This window comes from Pseudomonas sp. A-RE-19, from assembly GCF_019956555.1.
Classification (GTDB): domain Bacteria; phylum Pseudomonadota; class Gammaproteobacteria; order Pseudomonadales; family Pseudomonadaceae; genus Aquipseudomonas.
This window is the reverse complement of sequence record NZ_JAHBDQ010000029.1, coordinates 34968-53504: the sequence shown is the minus strand read 5'-3', so window position 1 is coordinate 53504 and position 18537 is coordinate 34968. Positions and strand designations below refer to the sequence as shown.

Annotated in this window: 16 protein-coding genes; 11 read left to right on the top strand and 5 right to left on the bottom strand. The window is 59.8% G+C overall.

What is annotated here, in order from left to right; translation table 11 throughout:
• The first annotated feature begins 60 nt into the window (after positions 1-60).
• The 3 genes from KGB14_RS18850 (at position 61) to KGB14_RS18840 (ending at position 2652) form a co-directional block, all read left to right on the top strand.
• Positions 61-1656 carry a GMC family oxidoreductase gene (locus KGB14_RS18850; RefSeq protein WP_223488245.1) on the top strand — a complete coding sequence of 532 codons (1596 nt, stop codon included), beginning with the start codon at positions 61-63 and terminating at the stop codon, positions 1654-1656.
• Positions 1657-1771: 115 nt separating this feature from the next.
• Positions 1772-2251 (top strand): pantetheine-phosphate adenylyltransferase, encoded by a 480-nt coding sequence (gene coaD / locus KGB14_RS18845; RefSeq protein WP_007897855.1) that lies wholly within the window; start codon positions 1772-1774, stop codon positions 2249-2251.
• A 149-nt stretch (positions 2252-2400) separates the two neighbouring features.
• Positions 2401-2652, top strand: coding sequence for a YfhL family 4Fe-4S dicluster ferredoxin (locus KGB14_RS18840; protein WP_003195146.1), 252 nt, complete (start codon positions 2401-2403; stop codon positions 2650-2652).
• A 144-nt stretch (positions 2653-2796) separates the two neighbouring features.
• Here KGB14_RS18840 and KGB14_RS18835 read toward each other — a convergent pair whose 3' ends face one another.
• From KGB14_RS18835 to KGB14_RS18825, 3 genes are read right to left on the bottom strand one after another with little or no spacing between them, the layout of a single operon-like run.
• Positions 2797-3120 (bottom strand): multidrug transporter, encoded by a 324-nt coding sequence (locus KGB14_RS18835; RefSeq protein ID WP_223488244.1) that lies wholly within the window; start codon positions 3118-3120, stop codon positions 2797-2799.
• Positions 3121-3174: 54 nt separating this feature from the next.
• Positions 3175-3987, bottom strand: a complete 813-nt coding sequence (mutM, locus tag KGB14_RS18830; protein ID WP_008007376.1) for a bifunctional DNA-formamidopyrimidine glycosylase/DNA-(apurinic or apyrimidinic site) lyase — start codon at positions 3985-3987, stop codon at positions 3175-3177.
• A gap of 30 nt (positions 3988-4017) precedes the next feature.
• Positions 4018-4830, bottom strand: coding sequence for an HDOD domain-containing protein (locus KGB14_RS18825; RefSeq protein WP_223488256.1), 813 nt, complete (start codon positions 4828-4830; stop codon positions 4018-4020).
• A gap of 344 nt (positions 4831-5174) precedes the next feature.
• On the opposite strand from KGB14_RS18825, the gene KGB14_RS18820 reads away from it, so the two are divergent.
• The 5 genes from KGB14_RS18820 (at position 5175) to ilvD (ending at position 12176) form a co-directional block, all read left to right on the top strand.
• The gene (locus KGB14_RS18820; protein ID WP_017341306.1) at positions 5175-6371 is read left to right on the top strand and encodes a class I SAM-dependent rRNA methyltransferase; all 1197 of its coding nucleotides are present in this window, start codon (positions 5175-5177) and stop codon (positions 6369-6371) included.
• Between the two features lie 439 nt (positions 6372-6810).
• Positions 6811-7890 (top strand): SagB family peptide dehydrogenase, encoded by a 1080-nt coding sequence (locus KGB14_RS18815; protein ID WP_223488243.1) that lies wholly within the window; start codon positions 6811-6813, stop codon positions 7888-7890.
• Complete coding sequence (locus KGB14_RS18810) at positions 7887-8864, top strand: diiron oxygenase (protein ID WP_223488242.1); 978 nt, start codon at positions 7887-7889, stop codon at positions 8862-8864. Before KGB14_RS18815 ends, KGB14_RS18810 begins: the two co-directional genes overlap by 4 nt.
• Positions 8857-10077 carry an MFS transporter gene (locus KGB14_RS18805; protein WP_223488241.1) on the top strand — a complete coding sequence of 407 codons (1221 nt, stop codon included), beginning with the start codon at positions 8857-8859 and terminating at the stop codon, positions 10075-10077. Before KGB14_RS18810 ends, KGB14_RS18805 begins: the two co-directional genes overlap by 8 nt.
• A 257-nt stretch (positions 10078-10334) precedes the next feature.
• A complete protein-coding gene (gene ilvD, locus KGB14_RS18800; RefSeq protein WP_223488240.1) occupies positions 10335-12176 on the top strand; it encodes a dihydroxy-acid dehydratase in 1842 nt (613 codons plus the stop codon).
• 188 nt (positions 12177-12364) lie between these two features.
• Here the strand turns inward: ilvD and KGB14_RS18795 are convergent, their stop codons facing one another.
• Complete coding sequence (locus tag KGB14_RS18795; RefSeq protein WP_223488239.1) at positions 12365-13432, bottom strand: haloacid dehalogenase-like hydrolase; 1068 nt, start codon at positions 13430-13432, stop codon at positions 12365-12367.
• Between the two features lie 237 nt (positions 13433-13669).
• Here KGB14_RS18795 and KGB14_RS18790 point away from each other — a divergent pair, with 237 nt between their 5' ends.
• Positions 13670-15061, top strand: a complete 1392-nt coding sequence (locus tag KGB14_RS18790; RefSeq protein ID WP_223488238.1) for an L-cystine transporter — start codon at positions 13670-13672, stop codon at positions 15059-15061.
• A 123-nt stretch (positions 15062-15184) separates the two neighbouring features.
• On the opposite strand, the gene KGB14_RS18785 is transcribed toward KGB14_RS18790, so the two are convergent.
• Complete coding sequence (locus tag KGB14_RS18785) at positions 15185-15697, bottom strand: dihydrofolate reductase (protein ID WP_223488237.1); 513 nt, start codon at positions 15695-15697, stop codon at positions 15185-15187.
• An 85-nt stretch (positions 15698-15782) separates the two neighbouring features.
• On the opposite strand from KGB14_RS18785, the gene KGB14_RS18780 reads away from it, so the two are divergent.
• Both KGB14_RS18780 and KGB14_RS18775 read left to right on the top strand, forming a co-directional pair.
• A complete protein-coding gene (locus KGB14_RS18780; protein ID WP_223488236.1) occupies positions 15783-17162 on the top strand; it encodes a DUF2868 domain-containing protein in 1380 nt (459 codons plus the stop codon).
• Positions 17155-18531 carry a GTPase/DUF3482 domain-containing protein gene (locus KGB14_RS18775; RefSeq protein WP_223488235.1) on the top strand — a complete coding sequence of 459 codons (1377 nt, stop codon included), beginning with the start codon at positions 17155-17157 and terminating at the stop codon, positions 18529-18531. The genes KGB14_RS18780 and KGB14_RS18775 overlap by 8 nt, the downstream gene beginning before the upstream one ends.
• Positions 18532-18537: the final 6 nt, after the last annotated feature.

Sequence of the window (18537 nt, the reverse complement as noted above, 5' to 3'; positions counted from 1 at the left end):
CTGCTCGCGATAGCGTCTGCAGCCTCACCACAGAATCCAAAACAATAAGAGAACCCAAACATGCCCGTACCCGATCCGTTCCGCGAAGGCCTGGCCCGTGGCTGGAAAACCTACAACGGCGCCCGACTGAGCCAGGACCTGACCCTCGAAGCGGACGTGGCAATCATCGGCAGCGGTGCCGGCGGCGGGACCACCGCCGAAATCCTCAGCGCCGCCGGCTACAAGGTGTTGCTGATCGAAGAAGGCCCGCTCAAGACCAGCAGCGATTTCAAGATGCTCGAAGACCAGGCCTACACCAGCCTCTATCAGGAAGGCATCGGGCGCATGAGCAAGGACGGCGCGATCACCATTCTTCAGGGCCGGGCGGTGGGCGGCACCACCCTGATCAACTGGACCTCGAGCTTTCGCACCCCGGCCCCGACGCTGGAACACTGGGCCAAAGAACACGACGTCAAAGGCCACACGCCGACCGAGATGGCGCCCTGGTTCGAGCAAATGGAACAACGCCTGGGTGTCGCCCCCTGGATGATCCCGCCCAACGCCAACAATGACGTGATCCGCAAAGGCTGCGAAAAACTCGGCTACGCCTGGCATGTGATCCCGCGCAACGTGCGCGGCTGCTGGAACATCGGCTACTGCGGCATGGGTTGCCCGACTAACGCCAAGCAATCGATGCTGGTGACGACCATTCCGGCGACGCTGGAAAAGGGTGGCGAACTGCTCTATCTGGCCCGCGCCGAAAAGCTGTCGATCAAGGACGGCAAGGTCACTGGCTTGCACTGTGTGGCAATGGATGAGCGTTGCGTTGCGCCTACCGGACGCACGATTACGGTCCAGGCGCGGCATTACGTGCTGGCGGGCGGCGGGATCAACAGCCCGGCGCTCCTATTGCGCTCCGAGGCGCCAGACCCTCACAAGCGGCTGGGCAAACGGACATTCCTGCACTTGGTGAACATGTCCGCCGGACTGTTCGATGAGGTGATCAACCCGTTCTACGGCGCGCCGCAATCGATCTATTCCGACCATTTCCAATGGCAGGACGGCACCACCGGCAAGATGTCTTACAAATTGGAAGTCCCGCCATTGCACCCGGCGCTGGCCAGCACCTTGCTCGGCGGTTTCGGCACAGAAAGCGCCCGGCACATGGAAAACCTGCCGCATACCCACGCCATGCTGGCGTTGCTGCGGGACGGTTTTCACTCGGACAGCCCCGGTGGCAGCGTCGAATTGCGCAGTGACGGCACGCCAGTGCTCGACTATCAGGTTTCACCCTACGCCTGGGACGGTGTGCGCCGGGCCTTCCACAGCATGGCCGAGATCCAGTTCGCCGGTGGCGCCAACGCCGTGATGCCGATGCATGCCGACGCTCGTTATGTGAAAACCCTCGCCGAAGCGCGCGCATTGATCGACGAATTGAGCCTTGAGTTGTACCGCACACGCCTGGGGAGCGCCCATGTGATGGGCGGTTGTGCCATGGGTGAAGACCCGAAAAACGCCGTGACCGACAGCCTCGGTCGACATCACCAACTGCACAATCTGTCGATACATGACGGCTCGCTGTTCCCCACCAGCATTGGCGCAAACCCACAATTGTCGGTCTACGGGCTGACGGCGAAACTGGCGACTTCACTGGCCGAACGCCTGAAAAACCCATGAAAACGCGGAAGATTCCCATCGTCTATAGTGCTTTCTTACCCAACAGGCGACTTGGCCGACCGGGAAGGCTGCGATACCATCCGACTCCCCAACGGATTCCCGCCAGGACGACGCGATGAACCGAGTGTTGTACCCAGGTACCTTCGACCCTATTACCAAGGGCCATGGCGATCTGGTCGAACGCGCCTCGCGCCTGTTCGATCACGTGATCATCGCCGTCGCCGCCAGCCCGAAGAAAAACCCGTTGTTTCCCCTGGAACAACGTGTGGAGCTGGCCCGCGAGGTCACCAAACATTTGCCGAACGTTGAAGTCGTCGGTTTCTCGACGTTGCTCGCGCACTTCGCCAAAGAGAAGAACGCCAATGTGTTCCTGCGTGGGTTGCGCGCGGTGTCGGACTTTGAATACGAATTCCAGCTGGCCAACATGAACCGCCAACTGGCGCCGGATGTGGAAAGCCTGTTTCTTACTCCGTCCGAGCGTTATTCGTTCATTTCCTCAACGCTGGTCCGTGAAATCGCAGCCCTGGGCGGCGATATCACCAAGTTCGTCCACCCGGCGGTGGCCGACGCCCTCACCCTGCGCTTTAAAAAGTAGGAGCTGCCGCAGGCTGCGATCTTTTGGGGTTACCGCCGCCTGCGATCTGCTGCACTTGATCGCGCCCGCGTGCACTGCGGGCGCCAATGCGGCACAATTGCGCGCATTGGTTTATTGCGCCTGGGCCTGCCGCCCTGGCTGGAGTTAGCATGTCCCTGATCATCACCGACGATTGCATCAACTGCGACGTCTGCGAACCCGAGTGCCCGAACGCCGCCATTTCCCAGGGCGAAGAGATCTACGTGATCGACCCGAACCTATGCACACAATGTGTCGGCCACTATGACGAACCGCAGTGCCAGCAGGTCTGCCCGGTGGATTGCATCCCGCTGGACGAGGCCCATCCGGAGACTGAAGAACAGTTGATGGAGAAGTACCGGAAGATTACCGGTAAGGCTTGAGTCAGATATTTTTGTAGTGTTTGTGCCGGCCCCATCGCGAGCAGGCTCGCTCCCACATTGGATTTGTGAACGACACTGATCAAATGTGGGAGCGAGCCTGCTCGCGATGAGGCCATCAGCTACAGCGAAGACTCTGAATCTGCCTCACTCCTGCTGCTCAAACCCCTCCCCGATACACCCCAGGCAACGCACAAATGCGGCTTTCGCCGGGTCGACCACCAACGCCTGCCCAGCATCGCCAATGCCGCCACCCAGCGCGGTAAACGGCAACGACACCACAAACGCCCCGGCACCGATCACCGTCGCCACCACCAATAACGGTCGGGCAATCAGTAAATCGCCAAGCATGGCGTAGGCCGGTGGGTTCTGGATGGTGTAACGCGGATCGCCGCTGCCGTTCTCAGCCGCCAGCGCGGACGCACCGACACTCAGCAGCAGCGTGACGACAAGGGTTCGAAACAGATTCATGGCACGGTCCTTCGGCTAGGCAGTGAGAACACTGACTATAGACCGTAGCCGATATCAGCTCTGACAACGCGGACAAAAGACACTGGCGCGCTGCCCAAGCTTGACCTCTCGCAACCCCGTGCCACAGACCTTGCAGTGTTCACCGCCACGGCCGTACACGAACAGTTCCTGCTGGAAATAGCCCGGCTGACCGTCGCCACCGATAAAGTCCCGCAACGTGGTGCCGCCGCGCTCGATGGCGAGGGCAAGGATGCGCTTGATCTCGATCGCCAGCTTCAAATAGCGCGCCCGGGAAATGCTCTTGGCTTCACGGCGCGGGTCGATGCCCGCCGCAAACAACGCTTCGGTCGCGTAGATATTGCCGACGCCGACCACCACCGCGTTGTCCATGATGAACGGTTTGACCGCCATGGAACGCCCGCGCGATTGCTGGAACAGTCGCTCGCCGTCAAACAGGTCGGTCAACGGCTCCGGCCCGAGTCGGATCAGCAGTTCATGGTTGAGTGGGTCCAGACTCCAGAGCATCGCCCCGAACCGTCGCGGATCGGTGTAACGCAGGGCCAGGCCCGATTCCAGTTCAATGTCCACATGCTCATGCTTGGCCGCCGGCATGCCGACTTCCACCAGCCGCAGATTCCCCGACATGCCCAAATGACTGATCAGCGTGCCAACTTCGGCATTGATCAACAGGTACTTGGCGCGGCGCTCCACCAGCACGATGCGCTGGCCGGACAACCGCACATCCAGGTCTTCGGGGATCGGCCAGCGCAGACGGCGCTCACGCACGATTACCCGGCTGACGCGCTGGCCTTCCAGGTGCGGCGCTATCCCGCGGCGGGTGGTTTCGACTTCCGGCAGTTCAGGCATGGGGCTCTCGAATCAGGCGAGGTTCGACACTCAACGAGTGGCGAGGTCGCGAATCTCTTGTTTCTGGGTTTCGAAATCGTATTCCGATAGACCGATGTAATCGAGCACAAGGGGCCCGACACTGTTCCATTCATGGTCTTCGGACTGGTTGCCCAGCACCCGGAAGGAGGCGCAAATGTGCTCGGCCATCTTCAGGAGCGCCAGCAAGTTTTTCAGCGGCGTATTGCGCGACGACTCATCGCTGAAAATAGCCAGGGCGTTGTGATGATTGGCGATGGCCTGGGTGACATGTTCCGGCAGGCGCCAGGATTTGGCGGTGTAATACCCGACCACGGCGTGGTTGGTGTTGTATTGCTTGTTCTCGGTATCCACTACGCGGCATTCGGCGCTGGCATTGCCATAGGCCTGTTCCAGCACTTTCATGTAATCGGGGAATTTCTTGAGCATCAGCGGGATGCCGCAATCGTGGAACAGGCCCAGCGCATAGGCTTCATCACCGGCCTGGACACCGACGCGTTTGGCCAGGGTCAGGCACGTCATCGCCACGTCCTGCGCCGTGTCCCAGAAACGGTTGAGGGTGACGATGGCGTCGTCGTTGAGCTCGCCCTTGATCGACTGTGCATTGATCAGGTTGATGATCGAACGGCTGCCCAACAGGTTCACTGCCCGCTGGATCGCGGTGATTTTGTTGCTCAAGCCGTAATACGGCGAGTTGACGATTTTCAGCAAGGCGCCGGAAAGGCCCGGGTCCTGAGAGATCAGCTTCGCGATCACTTCCAGGTCCGGATCGGGCATGTACTGCTCCATCTGCAGATCCACCATTATCTGCGGCTGGGGCGGCACGCTGATGCCTTGCAGGGACTGTTGAATCTGTTCGGTCGTCAGTTCTTGGGACATCAGTACGCACTCCGGGTAAGGCGGGGATTCTAACCCTTAAGAAGATGGGTCCGACACATCCGCGGCTATGTCGCCGAAATTTCATTTATTGCCCAGAACAAATGCACTCCCTGTGGGAGCGAGCCTGCTCGCGATAGCGTCGGATTAGCCAACATTGATGCTGAATGTACCGCCGTCATCGCGAGCAGGCTCGCTCCCACAAGTTGCTGGCCCCTCACCGCATGTCCATCCGCCAAGCCGAGCCCTTGCGCAACACGTTATACTCCCGCTCTTTTTTCCGGAGCGACGTCATGTCCCTGCCTAGCCTGCGCCTCAAAGCCAACGCCGACCGTCGCCTGCGAAACGGCCACTTGTGGGTCTACAGCAACGAAATCGATGTAGCCGCTACTCCTTTGCACGGCTTCAAGGCCGGCGATCAGGCGATCCTCGAAGCCGCCGGTGGCAAGCCGCTGGGCATCGTTGCCATGAGTCCGAACAACCTGATCTGCGCCCGCCTGTTGTCGCGCGACATCAAGTTGCCGCTGGACAAGTCGCTGCTGGTGCATCGCCTGAACGTTGCCCTGTCCCTGCGCGATCGCCTGTTCGACAAGCCGTTCTATCGCCTGGTCTACGGTGACTCCGACCTGTTGCCAGGCCTGGTGGTTGACCGTTTCGGCGACATTCTGGTGGTGCAGATCGCCTCGGCGACCATGGAAGCTCACAAAGATGACGTGATCGCGGCGCTGACCCAAGTGCTCAAGCCAAGCGGCATTCTGTTCAAGAACGACTCCGCCGCCCGTGATGCCGAAGGCCTCAACCGCTACGTCGAAACCGTGTTCGGCCTGGTGCCGGAATGGGTCGCGCTGGAAGAGAACGGCGTGAAATTCGAAGCGCCGGTCATCCAGGGACAGAAAACCGGCTGGTTCTACGACCACCGCATGAACCGCGCGCGTCTGGCGCCTTATGCCAAAGGCAAACGCGTACTGGACCTGTACAGCTACATCGGCGGCTGGGGCGTGCAAGCGGCTGCCTTCGGCGCCAGTGAAGTGTTCTGCGTCGATGCTTCGGCCTTCGCCCTCGATGGCGTGGAGCGCAACGCCGCGCTGAACGGTTTCGCCGAAAAAATGACCTGCATTGAAGGCGACGTGTTCGAAGCCTTGAAGGAACTGAAAGCCAGCGAAGAGCGTTTCGACGTCATCGTGGCCGACCCTCCTGCGTTCATCAAACGCAAGAAAGACATGAAAAACGGTGAAGGTGCTTACCGTCGTCTGAACGAGCAAGCCATGCGCCTGCTTAGCAAGGACGGCATCCTGGTCAGTGCTTCGTGCTCGATGCACCTGCCGGAAGACGATCTGCAGAACATTCTGCTGACCAGCGCCCGTCACCTGGACCGCAACATCCAGATGCTGGAGCGCGGCGGACAGGGCCCGGATCATCCGGTTCACCCGGCGATTGCCGAGACCCGCTACATCAAGAGCATCACCTGCCGTCTGCTGCCAAACAGCTGAGTACGCTGGTTTGACGGGGAGCCAACAGGCTCTCCGTCAGCCGTTTTAACGCCACAACATCCTCTCTTCAATCCCGATGTCTTACTCTTGCGGTCCTACTGGCTTGCAGGACGTTTCCTTGCATCCATTATTTAAAAGTAGATAACTTACAAACTTGCTCCAACCTACAGATCGCTCCGACAATATTACTGGAATATTCCTACCTAATACCCCCTTGATAAGAATTCATTACCGCCTATGATTAAGTTGTCACCGCAAAGTGTGACACTCACTATCAATGACAAGGAGTCTAAAACATGAAAGCAATTACTCTGGAAGCTAACAAGATCGCTAATCTGGCTTTTCTGGTTGCGCCAAAAGCCCGCTAAGTAAATGAGACGCTGGGGAGTGCCGGCTACCCAGCGTTTTCTATGGCACAGTCCAGAGCGAACCGCCCATCATGCAGATAAACCCCTACCTGTTCATACTTCCCCGCACGCCCGGCCAGATAGTCTGGGACTACAAGAACCACAAACAATTTGAACTGAACCTGGAATACTCAACCCGACTTATACAACTTATCGACAACCCCAAACTGTATAACGACAACCATACAATAGACACTCAGCTTTTAAATGCCGGAATACTCACAACCTCAATACAAGAGGCTATTGAATGGGGCTGGGATGAACTGTCAAAAATATTCCATATCGGCACAAAGAACATTCCCTGCGAACATGTTCCTGAGAATATTCATGAATGGTCGAGACACTATTTGGACCATTGCACCGAAGTATTGAATGCGCCCACACCGGACGACAGACTTTCGGAGTGCCGCGCACATGAACTCATTGCTCTGCCAAAACCTTTCTGCCTGCCAGAAGGCTCTCTTGCAAACGCCCTCCTCGGCCGAAAAACCTGCCGCACTTTCACGGATGCAGCGGTTTCACTGAAGGATGTCAGCACTCTGCTTTACCTGTCCCTGGGTTATTTGCATGAGCGTGACAACGACGTCGACGAAACCATCGTCGAAGGTCTCGGTGCCCGGCGCAGCAGCCCGTCCGGGGGCGGACTGAATGCTTGCGAAGGTTTTCTTCTCGTACAAAACGTCAACGGCCTGAATCCCGGGCTCTACGCCTACCATCCCTGCGATCACTCATTGAGCTTCATCAACCCATTGCCTCGCTTGCCACTGGGGCAGTTGCTGTGTGGGCAACATTTCATCAATAACCTGCCAGTGGGTCTGTTCATCACCAGTCGATTCGACAAGCTGTGGTGGAAATATGAGCACTCGCGAGCCTACCGAATGGCTTACGTCGAAGCTGGCCATATTTCCCAAACCTTTCAACTGGTGGCCACTGCGCTGGGGTTAAACACGTGGCTGACCGGCGCGCTGACGGACGATCAGGTCGAAACGTTACTGACGCTCGAGAACAGCGCGGAACAACCGTTGTTTTTTGTTGGCTGTGGCCACAGCGACGGACAGGTGATGTGCAAGGAATTGAAAGATCTGCTGAACAATCGGGAGCCGCAACAATGACCGCCCCCATCATAGCGCCGGTAGACCGCCCCGTGTCCTGGGCTCTGCGTTTCACCCTCGGCGACTGGAATACTCGCGCGTCGGTACGAACCAGCGAGCATGACTACCTGTTACCGCCCGACCTGGAACAGCAACTGGAAACACGCCACTGGTCCCCCCCGATGTTCCTGGCCTACCTGAAACACCCGGCTATCCAAGCGCTGGGCCAGACCGTCATCCATCGGCTGTCGGCCAATCACCTGGTGTACTTCCTCGACTACACCACTTTGCTTGAACACCGCATCGTCAACCGATCCGTGGAAACCATCATCCACGGCGAACTGAAGGTCAACATCCCTTCGCGGATGAAAACCGCCGCGCTTCAGCTTTATACCGACGAGGGTTATCACGCGCTGTTCTCCAACAGCCTTGCCGAGCAGATTGCCGGGTTCTACGGGATCAGCCCGCGCCCGGTCATGCCGCACCGCATCATGCGATTGAACACCCTGCTCGACCGCACACCTGATAAACACAGGGCGCTGGCCTGGTTTCTCGTCGGGTTCGTATCGGAGACGATCATTGCCAGGGAACTGCTCGACGTCTGCCGTGACGACCTGGTGTCCAGCGTCCTGGCAATGCTCAGGGATCATCTGGCGGACGAGGCGCGCCACAGCCGCTACTTCTCTGAAGTGTTCCATTACCTGTGGCTGACGTTGAACAGCCGTCAACGAACGTTCGCCGCCAGGCTGCTACTGGACATCATCCGGATTTTCTTCGAGGTCGATGAGCGGTGGATGCGGCAAAGCCTGCAGGGCGCAGGTCTCGACGAGACCGTCGTCACGCAGGTTCTCGGCGAACTGACCAGCCCGCAAGCCACCCGTCAGCGTGCACGCTCCGGCGCTGGCGCGACGCTTCAGGCGCTGAAAAAAGCCGGCTTCTTCGACCTGCCTGACAACCGTCAACTTTTCATGAAGGCAGGACTGATCGATGAATGAAAGACGATCTGCACCGACCGTCAAACAACGTCGGGGGGCCGTCAGCCTGTTGTTGGCAATGGTGCTGCTTGGCGTGTTCCCGCTGGATGTCCTGCTTCCCTCATTCCCTGCGCTTGCCGAACACTTTCGCAGCGCGCCCGCCGACATTGCGCTCTCGATCAGTCTGTTTGCCGTTGGCATCGCGGCGTCTCAACTGCTGATCGGGCCGTTGTCGGATGTGATCGGGCGCAAAGGACTGCTGCTCGCCGGCATAACCGTTTCGATGCTCGGTGCGGTGGGCTGCATACTGACCACGGATTATTCCCACTTTCTTCTGTTCCGTATCATTCAGGCGCTCGGATGCGGGTGTTTCGTACTGTCACAAGCGCTGGTTCAGGATCTGTTCGAGGGTGAGGAACGTGACCGCTTGCGGATCCTGATGGTCACCGCCACCGGCATTTTCATCTCGGTCTCACCCTTGGCCGGTACGTTCCTGCAAGCCACCCTGGGTTGGCAGGGCAGTTTCTGGGTATTTACCGCACTGGCTGCCATCGTGCTGCTCAAAGCCTGTTTTTTTCTCGAAAACACTCGCCCGGCGGCAACCGGAGCGCGACCGGCTATCTTCCAGCCCTACCGCCGGGTCTTGTGCGATTTCGACTTCCTGTCCTACTGGCTGATTTCAGCCTTCGCTTTCGCCTGCCACTTTTCCTTCATCGTCATTTCACCGCTGATTTTCATGGATCAACTCCAGCTATCGGCCTATGACTTCTCGCTGATCCTGCTGGTATATGGCGGTGCCTACATCGTTGGCGGCAGTGTTGCGATTCTGCTGGGTAAGCACATCAGTCCCGGTCATCAAATCATCAGCGGGCTGAGCCTGATCCTGCTGTCCGGCCTGATCATGCTTTACCTCTCAAACCACTTTGCGCTGTCACCGATCACCGTGCTGATACCGATGCTCATCTGTACCGCCGGCACCACCATCGCCCGACCGGCCGCCACCTCCAAAGCCATGAGCCTGTTCCCTGAAAATGCAGGAACCTCGGCGTCGGCCGGCAGCACGGTGATTTTCATCTGCGGCGGGTTGATCAGTGCACTCATCAGCTTGAGCCCCGCCAACTTGCAATCCACGCTGGGATACAGCTTCATCGTCTTGAGCGGCGTGGCGCTGGCACTTAATAGCCGTATCAACAGTCGTGTCAAAAGCCCAAGAATCAGCCCAAGCATCGAATAATCCCGCCAGTCGTCATCCCACACGCCTCGTCAGCGCTGGATCAGCGCTTTCCGGCATTCCCTCCTGACGCCAGCGGTGTAGAATCGCAAGATTCATCGCCAGTCATCCCCCGGCGGGTTTATGAGCTCAAGCTGAAGCGCGCGGCGATCCCGCAAAGTTATCGGCAACTTCCGGACACACGGCCATTTCTGAGTGTTCCAGACGTCAATAGAAGCTCACTTCCCTTTTGATACCTGATTAGCCGCCCGGAGTGCTTCATGCCTGATTACCGCTCGAAAACATCCACCCACGGCCGCAACATGGCCGGTGCCCGCGCACTGTGGCGCGCCACGGGGATGAAAGATGACGACTTCAAGAAGCCGATCATCGCCATTGCCAACTCCTTTACCCAGTTCGTACCGGGCCATGTGCACCTCAAGGACCTGGGCCAACTGGTCGCTCGCGAAATCGAACGGGCCGGCGGCGTCGCCAAGGAATTCAACACCATCGCCGTGGATGACGGCATCGCCATGGGCCACGACGGCATGCTTTATTCGCTGCCGAGCCGCGAGATCATTGCCGACTCCGTCGAATACATGGTCAACGCCCACTGCGCCGACGCCATCGTCTGCATCTCCAACTGCGACAAGATCACCCCTGGCATGCTGATGGCCGCCTTGCGCCTGAACATCCCGGTGATCTTCGTGTCCGGCGGTCCGATGGAAGCCGGCAAGACCAAACTGGCCAGCCACGGTCTCGACCTGGTCGACGCCATGGTGATCGCCGCCGACTCCAGCGCATCCGACGAGAAAGTCGCCGAGTACGAGCGTAGTGCCTGCCCTACTTGCGGCTCCTGCTCCGGCATGTTCACCGCCAACTCGATGAACTGCCTGACCGAAGCCCTCGGTCTTGCGTTGCCGGGCAACGGTTCGACCCTGGCCACCCACAGCGATCGCGAACAGCTGTTCCTGCAAGCTGGCCGCACCATCGTCGAGCTGTGCAAACGTTATTACGGCGAGAACGATGAGTCGGTGTTGCCGCGCAACATCGCCAACTTCAAGGCGTTCGAAAACGCCATGACCCTGGACATCGCCATGGGCGGTTCCACCAACACCATCCTGCACTTGCTGGCCGCGGCCCAGGAAGCCGAGATCGATTTCGACCTGCGCGACATCGACCGCCTCTCCCGCCATGTACCGCAACTGTGCAAGGTCGCGCCGAACATCCAGAAATACCACATGGAAGACGTGCACCGTGCTGGCGGGATCTTCAGCATCCTTGGCTCCCTGGCCCGTGGCGGCCTGCTGCACACCGACCTGCCGACCGTGCACAGCAAGACCATGGCCGAAGGCATTGCCAAGTGGGACATCACCCAGACGACCGACGAAGCCGTGCATCACTTCTTCAAGGCCGGCCCGGCGGGCATCCCGACGCAAACCGCGTTCAGCCAGTCGACCCGTTGGGAAACCCTGGACGACGACCGTGAAAACGGCTGCATCCGCAGTGTCGAACACGCTTACTCGAAAGAAGGCGGCCTGGCCGTTCTGTACGGCAACATCGCCCTGGACGGTTGCGTGGTGAAAACCGCGGGCGTCGACGAATCGATCCACGTCTTCGAAGGCAACGCGAAGATCTTCGAAAGCCAGGACAGCGCCGTACGCGGCATCCTTGCCGACGAAGTGAAGGCTGGCGATATCGTGATCATTCGCTACGAAGGCCCGAAAGGCGGCCCGGGCATGCAGGAAATGCTGTACCCGACGTCTTACCTGAAATCCAAAGGCCTGGGCAAAGCCTGCGCCCTGCTCACCGATGGTCGTTTCTCCGGCGGCACTTCGGGCCTGTCCATCGGCCACGCTTCGCCAGAAGCCGCTGCCGGCGGCGCGATCGGTCTGGTGCAGGATGGCGACAAGGTACTGATCGACATTCCGAACCGCTCGATCAACCTGTTGATCAGCGATGAAGAAATGGCCGCGCGCCGCGCCGAGCAGGACAAGAAAGGCTGGAAACCGGTGGAAGTGCGTCCACGTAAAGTGACCACTGCACTGAAAGCCTATGCCCTGTTGGCCACCAGCGCCGACAAGGGTGCGGTACGTAACAAGGCGATGCTCGACGGGTTGTAATACTTAACCGTCGAACAAAAAAATGCCCCGCCAAGTGCGGGGCATTTTTTTGACCAAAATCCCCCAAACACTGGAGATCAACTGTGGGAGCGAGCCTGCTCGCGAAAGCGCCGGGTCAGTCAACACCAATGCTGAATGACACACCGCCTTCGCGAGCAGGCTCGCTCCCACATTTAGATCCTCGGTGCTTACTGAATCTCTTCCGGCTTCACGATCACCCAGTTCTTGTCCGCCGTCACCGCCAACCCTTCTTTGGCCTGGGCCGCAGCGTGCTTGGCCATCATGCCGTTAATCTGGGTCATGTACTTGTCTTTGCGGTTAACCCACAAATGAATGCCGCCCTTGGACACGTCGACGCTGTGGAACAGCATGTAACCGTCGCTGCTCGGCGTATCACCACCCACCAGCACCGGTTTTTTCCATTCATCGATGTAGGTCAGGATCGCCGCCTGCTTGCCGGCCATCCAGGTTGCCGGAGTCCACAGGTACGGGGTCAACTCGAGGCCAAGGTTGGCCTTCTCGTCATACTTGCCGGCCGTGATCTGCTTACGCGCCGTGGTCAGCTCGCCAGTCTTGCGGTCCTTGAGCATCGTGGTCACGCCGATCACGTTCTGCGGTTTGACGTTGTAGCCGTACTTCGGATCGGCAGCGACCATGCGCACCAATTCTTCGGAGGCGGCGGTCATCACGTAGACCTCAATGCCGTTCTCCATCAGCTTGTTGTAGAGCTCGGCCTGGCCGGTGAAGACTTTCGGTGGCTGGACGTCGATGGTCTTGACCACGTCGCCGTCGTAATAAGTGCTCGGCACCGGTTTGCCAGACGCCATCAGCTCATCGACGTTGCCCTTGAGCTCTTGAAGCGTGAAGCCGGAAAACACTTGGGCGACCCATGGATAGCAGACCATGTCGTCGATTTCGCAGAGACGATAGTAGTAGCTGAACAGGCTTTCCTTGTGGTCGGCGGTGTCTTTGAACGGGATCAGTTTCAGGGAGGGATCGAGGCTCTCGCGGGTGATCAGGCCCTTGTTTTCCATGAACGGCAGCAATGACTCTTCGAGGTCATAGCGGTAACTCGTGTTGTCCATGTCGAACACCGCGAAGTTACCCTTGTTGGCATTGGCCGCGATCATCGCGTCCAGCGCCTTGGCCTGATCGGCTGGCCAGTGCTTCAAATCGGTAGCGAATACCTGCCCGGCAAGGCCCAGGCCCAAACTCAATCCCAATGCGGCGGCTAGAAATTTCGGTGCAAGCTTCATCGGCGTTTCTCCCTGAGTCAAAGAAATCGACGCTAACAAATAAGTGTGACAGTCCTCGTCTGCCCGCGACCGCTTACATCCTGATCCCGCCAGAGGCATTCCCCACAGCGTCAGCCGCTTATTCCAAAAGCGACAGACAACCGCTGTTTTTGATATTAATTCATTACATATCAAGCTGTTAGGCTTGCCAGTTCGCAGCTGCGCCGGAATGCGGCTGACACGTTTATTGGAGCCTCTATGAATCTGCCGCTGATCCTCAATCTGCTGGTATTCCTCGCCTTGCTCGTTGGCCTGGCGCAAACCCGTCATACCACTTGGAGCCTGGCCAAAAAGGTTCTGCTGGCACTGCTACTGGGCGTGGTGTTCGGTGTTGCTCTGCACACGATTTACGGTGCGGGTAACCCGGTCCTGAAAGCCTCGATCGGCTGGTTCGATCTGGTGGGCAACGGTTATGTGCAGTTGCTGCAAATGATCGTGATCCCATTGGTGTTTGCCTCGATCCTCAGCGCCGTGGCGCGCCTGCACAACGCTTCGTCGCTGGGCAAGATCAGCTTCCTGACCATCGGCACGCTGCTGTTCACCACCGCCATCGCGGCGCTGATCGGCATCGGCTTGACCAACCTGTTCGGCCTCACCGCCGAAGGCCTGGTCGCCGGCACCCAGGAAATGGCTCGCCTGCAAACCATTCAGACCGATTACGCGGGCAAGGTCGCTGACCTGAATGTGCCGCAGCTGCTGCTGTCGTTCATCCCGCAGAACCCGTTCGCCGACCTCGCTCGCGCCAAGCCGACTTCGATTATCAGTGTGGTGATTTTTGCCGCGTTCCTTGGGGTCGCGGCGCTGCAACTGCTCAAGGATGACGTCGAGAAAGGTCAGAAAGTGATCAACGCCATCGACACCTTGCAAGCCTGGGTGATGCGTTTGGTTCGCCTGGTGATGAAGCTGACGCCATACGGCGTATTGGCGCTGATGACCAAAGTGGTCGCCGGCTCCAACCTGCAAGACATCATCAAACTCGGCAGTTTTGTGGTGGTGTCCTACGTCGGCCTGGGCTTGATGTTTGTGGTCCATGGCGTGCTGGTGTCTGCGGCCGGGATCAACCCGCTACGGTTCTTGCGCAAGATCTGGCCGGTGCTGACGTTTGCCTTTACCAGCCGCTCCAGCGCCGCCACCATTCCGCTGAGCATCGAAGCCCAGACCAGCCGTTTGGGGATTCCACAGTCCATCGCCAGTTTCGCCGCCTCGTTCGGCGCGACCATTGGCCAGAACGGCTGTGCCGGTCTGTACCCGGCAATGTTGGCGGTGATGGTCGCGCCGACCGTGGGCATCAACCCGCTGGACCCACTGTGGATCGCGACGTTGGTGGCGATTGTGACGCTGAGTTCGGCCGGGGTGGCCGGGGTCGGTGGTGGTGCAACCTTCGCCGCGTTGATCGTGCTGCCGGCCATGGGTTTGCCGGTGTCACTGGTGGCGTTGCTGATTTCGGTTGAGCCGTTGATTGATATGGGTCGTACGGCGTTGAACGTCAGTGGGTCGATCACCGCTGGGGCGATTACCAGCCAGATCATGCAGCAGACGGATAAAGCGTTGCTGGAGACGGATGAGCATTCGGAGTTGGCTCACGCTTAAGTCTTTCAGCGACTGGGCGGGCCTCTTCGCGAGCAGGCTCGCTCCCACAAGGGATCTATGGTGTTCACACGGTGTGTGTTTCACCACAGAACCAATGTGGGAGCGAGCCTGCTCGCGATGCTTTTAAACCTTTTCCCAAACTTCGAAGTTGTAGGCAGGCTTGTCACCCTCCGCCGGATTCGGAACATTCGACACCAGTTTCCACTGGTTCAAATCAAACGCCGGAAACCACGCATCCCCTTCCGGGCTCAGCGCCACGCGGGTCAGGTATAGCCGATCAGCCTGTGCCAACCCTTGCGCATACAACTGCGCGCCGCCAATCAACATCACCTCATCGACGCCCTGCTCGTTCGCCCATTGCTGCGCCCGAACCACCGCTGCCTCCAGCGACGGATACACCTCCGCGCCTTCCAGTTGCAGATCAGTCTGACGGCTGACCACGATGTTCAACCGGCCCGGCAGCGGACGACCGAGGGAATCCCAGGTCTTGCGCCCCATGATGATCGGCTTGCCGAGGGTGGTGGCCTTGAAGTATTTGAAGTCCCCCGGCAAGTGCCAGGGCATGCTGTTGTCGATGCCGATCACACGGTTTTCACCGAGGGCTGCGATCAGGCTGAGGGGGAGTGATTTAGTCATGTCGGCGAGGATACCAGAGCCTCCCTTACCCCGATAAGCGTCACAGCGGTTATGCTCATCGCTCAATTAAGCGACGGGATGGCGCGTGACTGAACTGACTCCACTGCAAAACCTCTGGCTGAGCGAAACCATCCGCCTGCGTGAAGAACACGCAGGCCCCTTGGACGATCTGGAAGCCAATCGAATCGCCCGTAGTGCCGGCGGCGACCTGCCGACGCGTATTCAACGTCGTGCCCAATGGCTGGCCGAGCGCGACGGACAGACCCGCGCCCTCAAACATTGGCTGCAAGGCGCGCGACTGGCGCTGATCGTGCTGGCCGTATTGGCGGCGATCAGCGGAGCCGGGCTGGCGTTTGCCGCGCTGGGCGACGGCCAGACCCCGGTCAATGTGTTCTGGGCGTTGGGCAGCCTGCTCGGGTTGAACCTGATTCTGTTGCTGAGCTGGGCCCTGGGCCTGGTGTTCGCCGGCGAACACGGTGCCGCCCTTGGACGCTTGTGGCTGTGGCTCAGTGAAAAATTCGCCCGCGATGCCAACGCCGCGCAATTGGCACCGGCCCTGCTGCTGTTGTTGCAGCGGCACAAACTCAATCGTTGGGCGCTGGGCGTGCTGGTCAATGGATTGTGGTTGCTGGCGATGCTCAGTGCTTTGGTGATGGTGCTGACACTGATGGCGACCCGGCGCTACGGCTTCGTCTGGGAAACCACCATTCTCGGCGGCGACACCTTCGTCGCCATGACCCAAGCCCTCGGCGCTCTGCCGTCCCTGCTGGGTTTCAGTGTGCCCAGCGTAGAGATGATCCGCGCCAGCGGCGATGCCGCATTGAACATCGAAAGCGCCCGTCAGGCCTGGGCGGCGTGGCTGGTGGGCGTGTTGCTGGTGTACGGCGTGTTGCCGCGCTTGCTGCTTGCACTGTTCTGCCTGTGGCGCTGGAAAACCGGCCAAGCGGCCTTGCGTCTGGATTTGAACCTGCCCGGCTATGCCCAACTGCGCGAACGGCTGATGCCCACCAGCGAACGCCTGGGCATCAGCGATGCCGCGCCTGAACAACTTCATCGGGCTGAAAACGCGGCCAGCGACCTGCAAAGCGATGGTGCGCTGTTGGTGGCCATCGAACTGGACGACCAACGCCCCTGGCCGCCGCAGCTGCCGAAAAACGTCAACAACGCCGGCATCCTCGACAGCCGTGAATCCCGGCACAAACTGCTCGAACAGCTGAGTCGCTTTCCCCCGGCGCGTCTGGCCATCGCCTGCGACCCGCAGCGCTCGCCCGACCGTGGCAGCCTGGCACTGATCGCCGAACTGGCTCGCAGCGCTACCGCCACCCGCGTCTGGTTGCTGCAAGCGCCGCCCGGCGCGGCGCTGGATGCCGAACGCCTGGGCGACTGGCATGTTGCGCTACAACAACTGGACCTGCCCTTCGCCGACTGCGCGCCGTTGAACTGGCTGGAGACGGGTCATGACTGACGCCTGGAAACAGCCCTTGAAACTCGCCGTGGTCGGTCACACCAACGTCGGCAAAACCTCGCTGCTGCGAACGCTGACGCGAGACGTCGGCTTCGGCGAAGTGTCCCATCGTCCCAGCACCACTCGCCACGTCGAAGGCGCGCGATTGTCGGTCGACGGCGAGCCGTTGCTCGACCTCTTCGACACGCCGGGCCTGGAAGACGCCATCGCCCTGCTCGACTACCTCGAGCGCCTGGAACGCCCCGGTGAACGCCTCGATGGCCCGGCACGGCTGGCACGATTCCTTGAGGGCAGCGAAGCCCGGCAGCGCTTCGAACAAGAAGCCAAAGTACTGCGGCAGTTGCTCGCCTCGGATGCTGGCCTCTATGTGATCGACGCCCGGGAACCAGTGCTGGCCAAGTACCGCGACGAACTGGAAGTACTGGCCAGTTGCGGCAAACCGCTGCTGCCGGTGCTGAACTTTGTCAGCAGCGCCCAGCATCGCGAACCTGACTGGCGTGAAGCCCTGGCGCGATTGGGCTTGCACGCATTGGTACGGTTCGACAGCGTCGCGCCGCCGGAAGATGGCGAACGTCGACTCTACGAAAGCCTCGCGCTGCTGCTGGAAAACTCCCGCGAACAACTGCAACGTTTGATCGCCGATCAACAGGCCCAACGCCTGGCCCGACAGCAAAGTGCAGCTCAGTTGATCGCCGATTTATTGATCGATTGCGCCGCCTGCCGCCGCAGCGTGGTCAGCGAGGCGGAGCAGGAACAGCAAGCGATCAGTGAACTGCGCAAAGCGGTGCGTGAGCGCGAACAACGCTGCGTCGAGGCCTTGCTCAAGCTCTACGCCTTCCGCCCACAAGACGCGGCGGCCAGTGACCTGCCGCTACTCGATGGCCGCTGGGGCGATGACCTGTTCAACCCGGAAACCCTGAAACAGCTCGGTGTGCGGGTCGGCGGCGGTATCGCGGCCGGCGCGGCGGCCGGGGCCGGGGTCGATTTGCTGGTGGGCGGCCTGACCCTCGGCGCGGCGGCACTGGCCGGGGCAATTGCCGGCGGCGCCCTGCAAACCGCCCGCAGTTACGGCAGCCGCCTGCTGGGCAAGATCAAAGGCCAGCGCGAACTGACCGTCGACGACGGTGTGCTACGGCTGTTGGCCTTGCGCCAGCGGCAATTGCTGCAAGCCCTGAACCAGCGCGGGCACGCGGCGATGGACAGCATTCAGGTCGCCACGCCGCAGGACAAAACCTGGCGCGAAGGCAAACTGCCGGAAGCGCTGAACAAGGCGCGGGCGCATCCGCAGTGGTCGTCGCTTAATCCGAATTCGAAGTTGAGTCAGGCGGAGCGGCAGGAGCAGGTTGAGGTGTTGGCGCAGCAGTTGTAAAAACCG